The 14,016-nt window shown below is 41.3% G+C and carries 13 protein-coding genes; 6 read left to right on the top strand and 7 right to left on the bottom strand.

All coding sequences use genetic code 11. The features are described 5' to 3' along the window. The coding region (locus OGM63_RS01310) for an alpha/beta hydrolase (RefSeq protein WP_263743695.1) at window positions 1-683 on the bottom strand (683 nt) is incomplete at its 3' end. Between the two features lie 113 nt (window positions 684-796). Between OGM63_RS01310 and OGM63_RS01305 the strand changes: the two genes are divergently transcribed. Beyond that, window positions 797-1,003 (top strand): hypothetical protein, encoded by a 207-nt coding sequence (locus tag OGM63_RS01305; protein WP_263743694.1) that lies wholly within the window; start codon window positions 797-799, stop codon window positions 1,001-1,003. On the opposite strand, the gene OGM63_RS01300 is transcribed toward OGM63_RS01305, so the two are convergent. Next, window positions 1,000-1,914, bottom strand: a complete 915-nt coding sequence (locus OGM63_RS01300) for an ion channel (protein WP_263743693.1) — start codon at window positions 1,912-1,914, stop codon at window positions 1,000-1,002. The genes OGM63_RS01305 and OGM63_RS01300 overlap by 4 nt on opposite strands. Before the next feature lie 232 nt (window positions 1,915-2,146). Here OGM63_RS01300 and OGM63_RS01295 point away from each other — a divergent pair, with 232 nt between their 5' ends. After that, window positions 2,147-2,344, top strand: coding sequence for a hypothetical protein (locus OGM63_RS01295; protein ID WP_263743692.1), 198 nt, complete (start codon window positions 2,147-2,149; stop codon window positions 2,342-2,344). A gap of 203 nt (window positions 2,345-2,547) precedes the next feature. On the opposite strand, the gene OGM63_RS01290 is transcribed toward OGM63_RS01295, so the two are convergent. The 4 genes from OGM63_RS01290 to OGM63_RS01275 form a co-directional block, all read right to left on the bottom strand. Further along, window positions 2,548-3,414: a DUF2382 domain-containing protein gene (locus OGM63_RS01290; protein ID WP_263743691.1), complete on the bottom strand. Its 867-nt coding sequence runs from the start codon at window positions 3,412-3,414 to the stop codon at window positions 2,548-2,550. A gap of 303 nt (window positions 3,415-3,717) precedes the next feature. Beyond that, entirely contained in the window at window positions 3,718-4,677 is a 960-nt protein-coding gene (locus OGM63_RS01285; protein WP_263743690.1) for a DUF2382 domain-containing protein, read from the bottom strand. Window positions 4,678-5,293: 616 nt separating this feature from the next. After that, entirely contained in the window at window positions 5,294-6,136 is an 843-nt protein-coding gene (locus OGM63_RS01280; RefSeq protein ID WP_263743689.1) for a DUF2382 domain-containing protein, read from the bottom strand. 275 nt (window positions 6,137-6,411) lie between these two features. Continuing rightward, window positions 6,412-7,506: a WD40 repeat domain-containing protein gene (locus tag OGM63_RS01275; protein WP_263743688.1), complete on the bottom strand. Its 1,095-nt coding sequence runs from the start codon at window positions 7,504-7,506 to the stop codon at window positions 6,412-6,414. Between the two features lie 197 nt (window positions 7,507-7,703). Here OGM63_RS01275 and OGM63_RS01270 point away from each other — a divergent pair, with 197 nt between their 5' ends. Both OGM63_RS01270 and OGM63_RS01265 read left to right on the top strand, forming a co-directional pair. Next, window positions 7,704-8,342, top strand: a complete 639-nt coding sequence (locus tag OGM63_RS01270; RefSeq protein WP_263743687.1) for a bifunctional 4-hydroxy-2-oxoglutarate aldolase/2-dehydro-3-deoxy-phosphogluconate aldolase — start codon at window positions 7,704-7,706, stop codon at window positions 8,340-8,342. 159 nt (window positions 8,343-8,501) lie between these two features. After that, on the top strand, window positions 8,502-9,830 hold the full coding sequence (locus OGM63_RS01265) for a YcjF family protein (protein WP_263743686.1): 1,329 nt from the start codon (window positions 8,502-8,504) through the stop codon (window positions 9,828-9,830). A 272-nt stretch (window positions 9,831-10,102) separates the two neighbouring features. Here the strand turns inward: OGM63_RS01265 and OGM63_RS01260 are convergent, their stop codons facing one another. Then, window positions 10,103-10,375 (bottom strand): hypothetical protein, encoded by a 273-nt coding sequence (locus OGM63_RS01260; protein ID WP_263743685.1) that lies wholly within the window; start codon window positions 10,373-10,375, stop codon window positions 10,103-10,105. Window positions 10,376-10,850: 475 nt separating this feature from the next. On the opposite strand from OGM63_RS01260, the gene OGM63_RS01255 reads away from it, so the two are divergent. Together OGM63_RS01255 and OGM63_RS01250 are read left to right on the top strand one after the other, a co-directional pair. After that, on the top strand, window positions 10,851-13,142 hold the full coding sequence (locus tag OGM63_RS01255) for a cytochrome c family protein (RefSeq protein ID WP_263743684.1): 2,292 nt from the start codon (window positions 10,851-10,853) through the stop codon (window positions 13,140-13,142). 383 nt (window positions 13,143-13,525) lie between these two features. After that, the gene (locus OGM63_RS01250; RefSeq protein ID WP_263743683.1) at window positions 13,526-13,810 is read left to right on the top strand and encodes a ribbon-helix-helix domain-containing protein; all 285 of its coding nucleotides are present in this window, start codon (window positions 13,526-13,528) and stop codon (window positions 13,808-13,810) included. Window positions 13,811-14,016 lie beyond the last annotated feature (206 nt).

The raw sequence follows: 14,016 nt of genomic DNA, 5'->3' as shown, positions 1-14,016 counted from the left end.
CCTTGTGGTAAATATAAATCGACGGGTAAACGCCGATCGCGTGTTTGGTCTTTCAATTCCAGAGTTATTTTTGAAAAACGAAAATTTCCACGCGATCGCAAGTCTGGCTGTTTGGAAAAGTCAACGTTTGCAGCTTCTGCGTTTGCTTCTTTTTGAATAAAAGCAACGATCGCATCTTTTCTTTTCAGCAAGTCTGTCAAGTTTGAAACTACCTGCAACCCTTCTGTGAAGTTTATCCGCACGCTATTGCTGGGAAATCGTCGCAGCACATTCACAACAGTTAAGCCTTGGGGGTCAGCAGCTGCTAAAATTAAAGCACCGCGTATTGCATAAAAGCCGTTTTTTCGCTTATCAGTTTGAATTAATTCTCCTAAACGTTGCACTACCTTTTCCCCTAAAGGTGAGTAGCTAAACTGAGAAACTAAAGTAGGAGTAACTTTAAACTTTTGCTGGAGTAATTCCCGCAGTTGAGCAAGTTGTTGAGGAGTAGCGCGTCCAGCATAAAAGGCAAAGTCTTTAGTAATTTTGCCTTCTTTAGCAAAAGTTTCTAGAGATTGGGTGGATAAAGTAAATTCGCCAAAGGGAGGATAATAAAAAGCGATTTGGTCAGCTGCAATTGAAGGAGTTGCAGTTAAAACTGTGGATATAAAAGCGAAACTCAGGTATCTGATAAATTTTTTCATAAGGTGTGCCCTAGAGTAATTTAAAAGTTTAAGTTACTTAAACATTAAGCAAATTTTTCGGAAAAATGATCCCAGCAGAGAGATAATTAATATAGAAGCTCAAAATACCTCATATGTCATCTGCCTCATGCGCTCCTTGTGTCGTTGTCCTTAAGCAGCAACAAGAGCAAAATATCCAACATCAAAAAGAGTGCCCAGGTGTCGCAGACAACCAATGCCAAAAGCCGAAAAACTGTACTGTGGTTGAAAATGGTCGGGTTGTTGTCAAACCATTACAACCACCGATTAAGGAGCAAACTGAAGGCATTCAAGCGACTTAATCTAAAGGTGATACATCGTGGAAGAAGTTGTAATCGATGTAACGATGCCCTTCGGCTGTGCGGTAAATAACATCTACAAATCGATAATTCCAGAGAATTTCCCGTGCAGTATAATCATGACGGGCATGGACTGACTGGGCAATGGTTTCATCAATGCCAGTTAATAAGACTGTAATCATGGTATTTGTCTCAATTAAAGACTCGGCTGATATCCCATAAAGTGGACTCGATTCATCGATCGCGTGCATTCCCAGCCAAGTTAAAGTAAAGCTCGGAGAGTTATTCCTAATCAGATGCAAATCGTAGATTCTACGGATAAATTCTTGTTCTTTGGTAACTTCGTCACGGATTAAGTATGCTTGCATCTGCGCTTCTAAAATCTGGTTGCCGCGCTGGTTTGCCGTCCGAAATATTAAGGTTGGCATTCCCTCATGAGGTGTAATTATAGCGACACGACTAAACATCACACGGGCAGTCGGTCGAGAAAAACGAGCAAAGGCTAATCCCGTCATCACTGCAATTGCCACCAGACCTGCCATTGCTTCAATTGTGACAATAATATTGCAGTAAGTCGTTTTCGGATACATCGCACCGTAGCCGATAGATGCTAAAGTTTGAACACTGAAGAAAAACATATCCAAAAAAGAACCCGGTCGGGCTTTTTCGACGCAATCTCCTCCTGCTAAGTACAAAAGTGCAAATATAGCATTAGTTGCCAAATAGATGGCAGCAATCAACACCAAAAAGCCAGACCAAGGAAGTGTTAGTAGTAGATGATACGGGTCACGCCAGTATGAATACCAGGTATTCATCCCCATAATCTGGAACTTTCCATCCCGGATCTTAATATTAACTCGTGGAAGCCGACGCTGCCGTTGATCCCTTAAGGGTTTCTGCGGTCTAAATTTCATTTTTTTGTAGCCAAAAAAACTGTTTGGACGCAAGCCTTTACCAATTATTACTGTAATCGGAACAGGAGAGTGCTAATTTTATCGCTGACACCGTGACAACTGCATTTTTTGGGATTTTATATTATCCGCACCGACGGGAACATCTAGATTTTAATATACGTATTTTTCACAATATATTTTTGATATTTAAAGTATAAAATCGGCTATAAGTTTTTAACATTATAGACGATTTATGCAATCAAGTTTAAAAAAATCTGAGTTTTGGTTTAAAGCGATGGGTGTAGCAAGCTTTGCGAATATGACTTGTTCTGCGATCGCACTGGCAGAAATGCTTCAACCCAATCAGGAACCGTTCATTAGACATCTGTTGGAAATTAATTATGCGTTAACCAGAATCCTTGTAGAGACGCGAAATTTCGCGTCACAATAATTGTTTTCTGGAGATGTCTATTCTCCCAGATAACCTCAAATACCTAGAACCTCTGAAGAATATGCAGATATTCATTCTTTGAAAGAAACGATTTTGCTAAAAATACCTGTTCTATTGAACGAGACTCGGTTTGTGAATTTTAATTAGCGCTTTTCCCACAAATAAGTAAAGACGTTCCGCACCGAACGTCTCTACGATGTATACTATTTTTCTGCCTTTGGTTCTTGACCTTGAGAACAGCGATCGAACCATTCTTGATATTTCTTTTGAGTTGACTCATCTTCAACAACGATTGTCACTCGCACCTGCTTACATTTATGATTGCGCTCAAGAGCGATCGCATTTAAAAGTAAACTAGCTATTTTTGGTGAACTAAAATCCCCACTGACAGTTAAACTACCCTTAAGACTAGCAAATTCAGGTCTTTGGTTTTCAGCGAAATCAATACCAGAGATTTCTGTCAACCCTAAATCAATTTCTGCAAGTTGTTTGTGTTCTGGGCTGATTTGTTCAACAATAAGTTTCTCTCTCCTGACTGGTACTTGTACCATCCTGGTTTCAATTTCTTTGCGAACAATAACTTCACCTATTTTTCGCTTGGTGCTGTCAACAATTAATCTTTCACCTAGCAAACGAATAATATCTTCTCCTACCACATTTTCTAAATTATATTTTGGTACTGCTGTACTATTTACTTCTGTCACGGGATTGGAATTTTCTAATATGTTTTCGTTTTCGGGTACTTCTTTTCCTAAATATTCCTGATGAGATATTGCTAATTTATCAATTTCCATATATAGTGACCTTTTCGATGTATCAATTTTTTTTATCAGCTTACTTGGGAGTAAGAAAAAGCGATTATTGTTAAGCGCATTAGGATCTTCTGATATAACTAAGTTTAGCTGACGATTGGCATCTAAAACTAGATTATTGACCTCACCTACTCGCTGACCTTGGATATCTAGGACAGCGAAGTTTTGTACTTTTTGCCGTAAGGTTTCTAACAAGGACATAATACGAGTTGCGTTGTCAGTATTTTCTACGTCTTGCACCACAGTTTGACTATTCATATGTAAAAAATTGTGATTTTTGTTAATTTAAATTTAAATTAACATTCAATAACCAGAATCAAGTTATTGATTCTAACTTCTAAATTATGTTTAAAATTGATGATAAGTACAGGCAAAGCTCATTAAAAATCTTCACCTATACTGTATTTAATAGACCTAGACGTGAAAATTAAATATGCGTTGTCCACAACCCCAAGAGACGTAGCAGTGCTACGTCTCTACATTGTTTTCTGGGGATGTCTAATTGGTTACATCACCCCGATGACGGACTGGGTTGATGTTGGAAGTATGCAATGTGCTATATTAGCGTTCTTCGATGGGAAGATTAGGAGCGCTTACATCCAATTCTTCACGACGGATAGTTTCTTTCGCTTCTACTGTGTCGTGGTCTACAACTTTCGTGACTCTGACTTCTTCACGGACAAATGCTTCTTTGTTGATGTCAGCAGTTTCTTCGTAGATTTCCATGCGTGCTACTTCACCTTCCTTGAAAGCAGTTGCATCAGGAGAAACGGTTCTACCAGCATCAGCAGGTGTTACTCGTTCGACTATTACCCGTTCTTTTTCTACTGAAACCGAAACCCGTGCTGTGTCGGTTTCAATCCGCTTGCCGATCGCTACTTCACCGGTCTTACGACGTTGTTTGTTAGCAACCAAGCGTTCTTCGTACAATCGCAGGGTTTGATGATCCTGCTCGTTCATGTCGTACAAAGAAGAATCTTGTTTGTAATCGTAGGTGTCGCGGTTGTAAGTAGGACGATCTACAATTGTATCTACTGGAGTTGTTGGCTGATAGGCAGCTGCATCCAAAGCTGTTCCAACACCTAAGGGAATTCCAACACCCAAACCTGTTGTTGTATCTAATGGTGCAGGTGCATCTAAGGATCGTTCAGCTGTAATTCCAGCAGATGGACGATATACCCCACGTACTTTTTCTTCGTAGTCGTAATCAACTGCAAGGCGATCGCTAAACTCAGGTAAATCTTCGGCTTGTTGTCTAGTCATTCCTAAAGCATATACGCGATCGGCGCCATGATCGACGCGAGTACGACCAACTGGTAACAATACTTTTTTACCAAAAATCCAAAAGCCTAAGTCAACAACAAAATAACGGAAGCGTCCATCTTCATCCACTAAAACATCGCTGATCGTACCAACTTTTTCGTCGCTTCCTTCTGTATATACGCTCTTACCTTTGATGTCATCATCATCAAAAGCGTTACGATATTCTGAGTCAAAATCTTCTAGTTTGTGAAGAGGCATATTATTTTTACTCCAACTTTATTTATCCGACATTTATATGGTAATGTTTTATCTGTTTATCTTCCTCTTTCTAACGACTGAATTTAATTAGTTATCTCTGTATTCTAATGGTAGATATTTAATGTTAGGTGTTGCTTCATGTATGAATTTTGTGTAAATACGAAGCATGTGCAACCTCTCTAAAAATATCTTTAAATTACGCAAAATAATTTTCATCCCCTGAATTCAGCAACACCTAAATTTCTCTCATAGACATCTCCATAAAAGTAGTATTGTTAGGTCTATACAAAAGTTTTCGGCAATGCATATAGCGATTCCCACATTCATGAGGTACAGAATATTGAATTAACCGCTTCGGAAGACAGATAAGCAAAAAATGGACGCAGATAAATTTGTACTTCAGCAGACTAGGAAACGCTATAATTAATTTTGGGAGATGTCTAATTATATCTAGCTTCATATCTCCGACTTATTTAAAAAGTCGGTTATATTGTCTTTGATTAAGACTGGTATACATTTGGCTTATTTGTCTGCGAATAAAAAATAACAGGTAGAAAATTTAGATTTCTACCTGTTTGCATCATTAAATGCACTCAACAAATTTGTTAATCAGTTCTTAAACACTCTTATTAAGATTAGAACCGCTTTCATTCACACGCAAATCCCCTTGAGTGTCGATGTCTAACTCTTCACGACGAATTGTTTCTTCTGCTTCAACCGTTTCTTTATCTACAACCTTGCGGACTCTAACTTCTTCACGGACAAAGGCTTCTTTATGAATATCCGGGGTTTCTTCGTAGAGTTCTATGCGTGCAACTTCACCTTCTTGAAACTTAAGTTCACGAGAATCTACTACAGCTTCGCTTGTTGTGGGAGTGACTCGCTCAATCACAACTCGCTCTTTTTCAATTGGGACTGAAACTCGTGCGGTTTCAGTTTCAATATGCTTACCAACTGATACTTCTCCAGTTTTGACACGAGTTTTACTAGCAACTAATCGTTCTTCATATAGTTTTAAAGTTTGATGAGATTGGTCATTTAAATTATAGAAAGAAGGTTCTTGCTGATAATTGTATTCGTCACGATTGTAATTAACGTCTCTACCTTCTGGACGATAAACATTGCGTACCTGTTCTTCATAATCGTAATCAACGGTTATGCTGTCTTTGTATTCAGGTAAACGTTCTACTTGTGCTTTGCTGAGTCCATCAGCGTAGACGCGCTTTTGATTATAATCAATATGGGAAAGACCAATCGGAAGCAATATCTTTTTACCTAAAGAAGCAATACCTGTATTAATGACTAAATAACGAAAACGACCTTCTGGATCGACTAAAGCATCAGCGACTGAGCCAATTTTTTCTTTACCTTCGGTATACAGATCCAAAGCTTTAATGTCATCACCAGCAAAGGTATCTCTATAATTGGGGTCAAAGTCTTCGAGTTTGTAAAGAGGCATACTGCTGTTCCTAAGATGTTTAAAATATCTATCTAGGAATACTGTAAACATTACTTTGTTTGTTTACCTCCTGCTGGCGATAGAATTTAATTGATGTTGATTAAAACTAATGGCTGATTATTTTGTCTAAAACCCTAAAAGTTATGATTAACCTGTAATTACATATTTGAATACCACTTTAGGTAGAAAACAAATAGTTATAGATGGAAAAAAAGTATTACTTAAGTTAGGCGATCGCTTGTGATTTTCTCACACCATAGATGTATATCTCTTTCTTAGAAAGATATCCGCCAAATGTCAATGGGAAAATTAGACAAAGCAGCTTCACCCCCATGACCAATAATCAGACTTTTGCCATCGGGAGTAAAAGCGATACTACTAGGTGTAAGACGATCAAAATTTTGATTGTTGCTGGGAGGTTGCACCAGGGTTTTTAGTAGCGTTCCGGTAGACAAATTCCACAACTTAACCGAAGTATCTAAAGCACCACTAACAAGCGTTTGTCCATCCGGACTGATTTGGATCGCACTGATGCCCCCAATTGATGATAAATTTAGGGTACGCTGCAATTGTCCGGTGTTTGCGTTCCATATCTTGATTTCGGGATCTGCACCGCTGACAAGGGTTTCTCCATCAGGACTAAAGGCAAGAAAACTAATTGCCCCAGAATATGCAGTCAGGGTACGCAGTAATTTACCTGTTTTCAGGTTCCAGAAGTTGATGGTATTGTCTGTATTATCCACCCCACCACTACCGCTAGCCAAAGTCTGTCCATCCGGACTGATGGCAATAGAACTAACTCGACTGGAATGTCCTTGTAGAGTGGCAAGCAGTTTTTTTGTATTCAGGTTCCATAATTTGATAGTCTTGTCGTAACTAGCCGAAACGAGAGTTTGTCCGTCTGGTGCGATCGCAACAGAAGTTATCCCCTGAGAATGCCCAGTTAAAGTACCAAGCAATTTTCTTGTTTTTAGGTTCCATAATTTGATATTCTTATCTGTATTAGCTTGCGCTGTTCCCCCCGCACTAACTAGAATTTGTCCATCTGGACTGATAACAACGGCATTAACTCCATCTTGATGTCCATCTAGGGTAGCTAGTAGTTTTTTTGTATTTAGATTCCACACTTTAATTGTTTGGTCAAAACTACCACTAACCAGGATTTGTCCATCTTTGCTTAAAGCAAGAGAGGCAACATCCCATATATGTCCACGCAATTGGTAAACTAGTTGAAAGTTTTGCCCAGATTTTTCGGCTGGTGTTAGTTGCGATTGTGCTAAGGATGGAAGTGGATTGGTTGCACTACTAGCAAGGGTTGCTGCGATTAGGAAGGTTATAACTGATGAAGATGATAATTTGTGAAGGTTCATTTGCGTGCAGAGTTAATGTGTTTGTGAAGTTGTAAATTATATATGCAAGGAAAAAAAGTATCATAGCCTGTAGGGTTTGCCAAAACAACTGTAAATAAAAATTGAATAACGAACCGCCAAGACACCAAGAACGCCAAGATAAGAAAGAAAAGTGTGCGTTCACGCTCTCCCGAGCAAACTGCTGTAGCGCTGTTAGGATGTTTAATCAAATTTGGTTATCACAATTGCAAAAACATCGAGCGATCGCTGTAATTCGCGCTCCTGAATTTGAATTGGGACGTAAAATGGCTTCTTCGATCGCTTCTGGAGGAATGCGGTTAATTGAAGTTACTTGGAATAGCGATCGCGCTGGGGAATTAATTGCTCAACTACGTTTGGAATTACCTGAATGCATCATTGGTACTGGTACGCTGTTAAATCTTAATGATATGGAAGAAGCGATCGCATCTGGAGCGCAATTTCTCTTTACACCCCATGTTGACTCAGTTATGATTCAAGCCGCAATTGCGAACAATGTACCGATTATACCAGGGGCGCTGACTCCTACAGAAATTGTTAACGCCTACAATCAAGGTGCAAGCTGTGTCAAGGTGTTTCCCGTGGAAGCTGTGGGAGGAGTGAACTATATTAAAAGTTTACAAGCACCCCTGGGTAAAATACCGTTAATTCCTACAGGTGGTATTAGTTTAGATAATGCCCCAGAATTTATAGCTGCTGGTGCTGTGGCAGTTGGTTTGAGTAGTGAGTTATTTCCGAAAAAGCTGGTAAATAGTGGAGATTGGCAAGCGATCGCTCAACTGGCAAAAACTTTAATGCAAAAATGTAGTCAGCGCTGAAGCGCTTAATTTAAGCGTTAAAACGCTTACTACATCCACCGCACGACTGTCGGCAGGTAGACGAACAATTGCGTCTCATCACCTAAAATGACTACAGGGGTCTTCTGGATTTAAAACATGAAGCGTCCTGAATGATAGACTCTATCTACCTTGATACAAATGACTGAGCAAAATGATGCTAACTTGCCATCAACTGATTCTCAGCAGTCGAGTGAATCGATTGATGATGTGAAAACTTCGGACAATAATTCCCGTAACAACCGCATACTTGCTGTATGGAATCATGCAACAAGCCGCTTAATGCAACTTTTACCCGTAGACCAAGTAGCACAAAGGGTTGTCAAACAGTTGAGCGTCAGTGAAGCTCAAGTAGCAGAGATTTTGCAGACAGTTCGCACGGAACTACCAACGACTGAAGCGCTGCTGATTGGTAAACCGCAAGCCGGAAAAAGTTCAATTGTCCGGGGACTGACGGGAGTTTCTGCTGAGATTGTCGGTCAAGGATATCGTCCGCATACGCAACATACTGAACGCTACGCTTATCCTTCAAATGACCTGCCTTTACTTATTTTTACGGATACGGTCGGTTTGGGAGATGTGTATCAAGAGCAAAAGGCAATTATTCAGGAATTAATTGCTGATTTGCAAAAAGAAAGTCGGGGTGCGAGAATTTTGATTCTCACGGTGAAAATCAACGACTTTGCTATTGACTCGTTACGAGAAATTGCCAAAGAATTACGTCAGAAATATCCAGATATTCCCTGTTTGCTAGCGGTTACTTGCTTGCACGAAGTTTATCCTCCGGGTACGGTCGATCATCCGGCTTATCCACCAGATTATCAGGAAGTCAAGCGAGCATTCGCGGCAATTGAGCAAGCTTTTAGTGGAGTGTGCGATCGCTCTATCATGATTGATTTTACTTTAGAAGAGGACGGCTACACACCAGTATTTTATGGTTTAGAGGCGCTAAGAGATACTTTAGCAGATTTACTTCCAGAGGCAGAATCCCAAGCGATTTATCAATTATTGGATCGCTCTGCTGGTGAGCAAATTGGCAACCTCTACCGCGATGCGGGACGCCGTTACATGTTAGCATTTGCAATCATGGCAGCGACAGTGGCGGCAGTACCGTTGCCAGTAGCGACAATGCCAGTATTAACCGCATTGCAAGTATCAATGGTGGGGTTGTTGGGTAAATTGTATGGACAGACGCTGACACCATCCCAAGCGGGGGGTTTGGTGAGTGCGATCGCAGGTGGTTTTTTGGCAAAGGCGATCGCTCGTGAGTTAATTAAATTTATACCAGGTTTTGGCAGCGTAATTGCTGCATCTTGGGCAGCGGCTTATACTTGGTCGTTGGGTGAAGGTGCTTGTGTTTACTTCGGTGATTTGATGGGTGGTAAGAAACCCGATCCGAAGAAGATTCAGTCGGTGATGCAAGTTGCTTTTGAAAGTGCAAAAGAGCGGTTTAAGGGGATTAAAAAGTAAGGCGATCGCATCTGTAACCCTTGGGATGAGTTATTTGTTCGATACTAACACCTAGAAATTTTCATGAGAGGATGTTTGTCAAATATTTTTAGACATAAAAGCGAAAAATACGTATATACGTAGCTCTGTGCTAGGTCTGTTGGGTTTCAGATAACGCATAATTTTTTGTGAAGATGTGTATTAGACAACCTATTTGAAAAAGAATGTAGAGACGTTAAATTTAACGTCTCTTGGGGTTTGGGCAACGCATAGTTAATTTTCAAATAGGTTGTCTATTGATAGACTGCTTCAGTTGAGGTAGCGAATGCACGGATGTGAACTGTCACCGATAGAAAAAGAGCGATCGCTTCTGCAACCTCAGGGCAAACGCATCTAAATTTGCTCCTCGACAAGGCAGTAAGAATTCGTGACAGAATTTCGACAGTGTAACGTTTCATCGCTCCAACTGAAAAATCTACCGAACGTCTAGCGGCACCCCCTTCGGATTGGGAGCGACGATGCTTACGGAAAAATCTCCCCAAGGTTAACTGGTATACAAAATTCATAATCTTTTATCGGGCATTTTCCGAAATCCTACTGATTTTTCGCTTGTTTTTACCCAAGCTTTTGTCATACCTACCATCGACTCTAGACAATCTTCCCGACAATACTAGGCTTTGTATGTAGAAATATTTCTTCTTATACGACTTTACTTTCGTATTGCCATAAAGGTAAGCTATATATGTAATTACCCTTAGGTTTGCGAAATCAAGGTCTAAGCATTGGTACTAATATGTAGTGAGTTCTCGTACTTACTAGCTTTGAAAGGGCACAAATCCAATATGGAATTCGTGATCTTCAGATTCTCTTACTCAATGTCTTACTAAATCTTGAACAGGGCTAAAAAATTTAATGCGAAAATTAAAATTTCTGAGTGTCTTGTTGATAGTGGCTATATCATTTAGCCTCTCAGTTTTCGTTTCTTACGTTTTCCCATACAAAGTGTTCGGTCAGATTCCTCTTCCTGATCAAGATACTTTAATGGTCCGCCGCCAAGCCGAGGTTGCAACCAACTTTGTGGTTCAACCTCCTGATCCTAATCGCCCCCTGCGTCCAGCGGAGCGTGTGCGTCGGGACACCTATGGCAATGTCGGACTTACCCCCGTAAGAACTTTGGCGCAGTTGGATACATTACTTTATCCTTCTATACCAAACTCAATTCGTGAAAGAGTGATAGAAGGGTCTGAGTTCTTTACTACCCCACAAAAAGTTGAGAACGGTTTCGGGTCGGTAGCCATGCAAACTCGATGTGCGGGTTGTCACCTGAATAACCTTGAGTCAGTTCCCAATGAAGGACTACTCACAGGTACTTCTCTCGTCAGTCGAGCTGGCAGGACAACTACCACAAACTTCAGTATTGTATCAGGCAATACCACAGATGGCGGTCAAGCTCCGGGTAGACGCTTAGATCCGGTCAGTCCCGATGGTTCTGTTGACTTCAGTCGTCAGAGTGTAAACACCAGTGGAGAATTAGATGCGGTTAATAATACAGGGCGAACCGCAGCCTTTACAGTCTTTGGAGACTTTTCACCCAGTCAAGAAGAGGTCAATTTTCGGACATCTTTTGATCCGTTGACTAATGTGCCAAATTTCCTCGGTGTAACTCAGAATTTTGGTGGTTTCTTGCAACACGTGCGCCCTCCTTCTGAAGAACTGAAAGCTTTAGACCCAAGTCTAGATTGCAGACCAGAGGCTATCCCCAGCATTGCAGAAGATAGAAACCTCGTAACCGTCGATCCAGTTACGGGACAGAGTCCACTTGGATTTAGACGTGTTATTACTGAACTTGCTGGTCCCCCATATATTGGTCGTGGGTTGATAGAGGCTATTCCCAACGTCGATATTTCCAGTGTGCCTGACCCCAACGATATCAGAGGTGACAATTCCTCCGTCAAGACTTCTTTGTTTCAGTGTACCGGTGATTGCATCACAGGTGCGAACAATACAGTTCCTCCGAATGTGGCTCGTGGGCGAGAGGATCAACTCGCCGAAGGACTGGGGCGTTTTGGTTTACGTGCCAATGGTGCAGAGATGATGCAGTTTATTGTGGGAGGGACGTTTGGTACTCTGAGCATGACCAACCGGATCTCTCCTTTTGAGCAAGTGATTGCTGACGGCAACATTGCCCCCTATAATCGCAACTGCCGCAGTTTAATCGATGATCCAGAGATTTCTGTCAGCATACCATTTAGTGCGCGCAATTTCATCCGCGGGACGGCTCCCCCAGAATTTGGCAACAATCTCTTGGCGGTGCTAAATTCCCGAAATCCCTCCAGGCCTATCAGAGGCAACAGCCCTGCTGCTAGAGTACAACGAGGGGCGCAGCTTTTTGGTGTTGACCTGGTTGCCTTTGCTAACCGGACGATTTCCGGTAAGATGCCTAGACGCGGCGATGGTCTAGATCGCAATGCGATTAACCAGAGCGATCGCATGGTTGGTTGCGTCAGCTGTCATACTCCAATTCAAAGAACTGGTTTGTCTCCGGCTCTTGGCGACCCATCCTTGGGACCTGATGAACAAGCACTTGTAAATGCTCTCAGCTACCGTTGGACCCCTGTATTCTCAGATCTTAATATCCATAGAGGCCCAACCATAGATGCTGAAAGGTTTGCGCCAACTCCCCGCGACCCCATCCTGATCAGCCGCTCTGAAAGAATTGTTCGTCGTGACAAATCCGGCAAAGATTCCGATGACGACGATCGAGATCAGGAGCGCAAAGGTAAATTCCGCAAGACCTTCACGACCTATGATCTCCCCCGCAACCTGAGTAGTGATGCCTTCTCAAACCAGAAAGGTACTGCTAAGGGTGATCAGTTCCGGACAACACCTCTGACAGGAATTGGGAGAGTTGGACCGCCATTCCTGCATGATGCTCGTGTTTTCTTAAGTATCTTAAACCGTGACACCACGCCTGCGGGTACTGTAACGACCAATAGCGAAGTTACCAACGCACCGTTAGTTGTTCGTTCAGTAGACGATGCGATTCGTGCAGCGATTGAGTTACATGACCTGCCAGCACCGGATGACGATAAGACTTCTAAGCAGCGGGGTGGCGGATGCCCCGTTCCCAGAGATGGCAGAGTCACCAATATAATCGGCAATGTTATCGACTACAGCTTATACGGCACATCACCTGAGAATGTCATTTGCCCACCTTATGACAGTGAGCTTTCGACAACTCATCGAAGTGAAGGACGCGAAGTTATCGCTCGTTTCCGTTCTTTGAAACCTTCTGATCAACAAGCGATGATTGATTTCTTGAGGGAGTTGTAGACGCTCTCTAATATCTCTAAGATTGATTGATTGTTTATAAATTTCACTACGGGGACGTTCTTAAGAACGTCCCTTATTTTCATATCTTTGCGACCATAAAGAATAGACATCTCCGAAAAAGAATGTAGAGACGCGAAATTTCGCGTCTCTACAAGGGTTTTGGTTAACGCATAATTAATTTATGGAGATGTCTAATGTAGAGACGTAGCACATGCAACCTCTCTACAACGGTTCTGGATAACGCATATTTAATTTCGGGAAATGTCTAATACGGTTCAGTTTAGCCTCCTTTCCTGAAGTATCTCACGCGAAACTGGTGAATATTTTTAAGTTATAGTTAAATTGATGCTGTTATTGACATCAACATAAACATCAAAAAAATTATGAAAAATCAGATTCGCACGACAATAACTTTACCTACGGAGCTTTTAGCTGCTGCTGACGAGGCAGTGAGCCTAGGAAAAGCTAAAAGTCGCAATGAGTTTGTCGCACAAGCACTTCTGCACGAACTGGAAGCACTCAAACGGGCAGAAATTGATGCAGCATTGGTGGAAATGGCACAAGATCCAGAGTATCAAGCTCAAGTGCTAAAAATGGAGGCTGAGTTTGCTGTAGCCAGTTGGGAAGCGTTGCAATTGGGAGCTAGTCCTAAGCTGACAATTTTATAGACAAAGTTCCACATATATTGACAAATATTGAGAAAAATCAAGATATTTTAGTTGAAAAAATCAAATACTTGATATATAGTATCAAGATATTAAGTATTGAATAAGACTATTGCCGACGCGAAAACCAAGCTTTGATAGTGATAGTCTTTTTGAAAATCTTAAGCATTTTATTGATGGCGTTGGGCTACAGCGTTTAAGTCTACTGA

The sequence above is a fragment of the Plectonema radiosum NIES-515 genome (assembly GCF_025753815.1).
Lineage (GTDB): Bacteria > Cyanobacteriota > Cyanobacteriia > Cyanobacteriales > Nostocaceae > Hassallia > Hassallia radiosum_A.
This window is presented reverse-complemented; position numbering and strand designations above follow the sequence as displayed.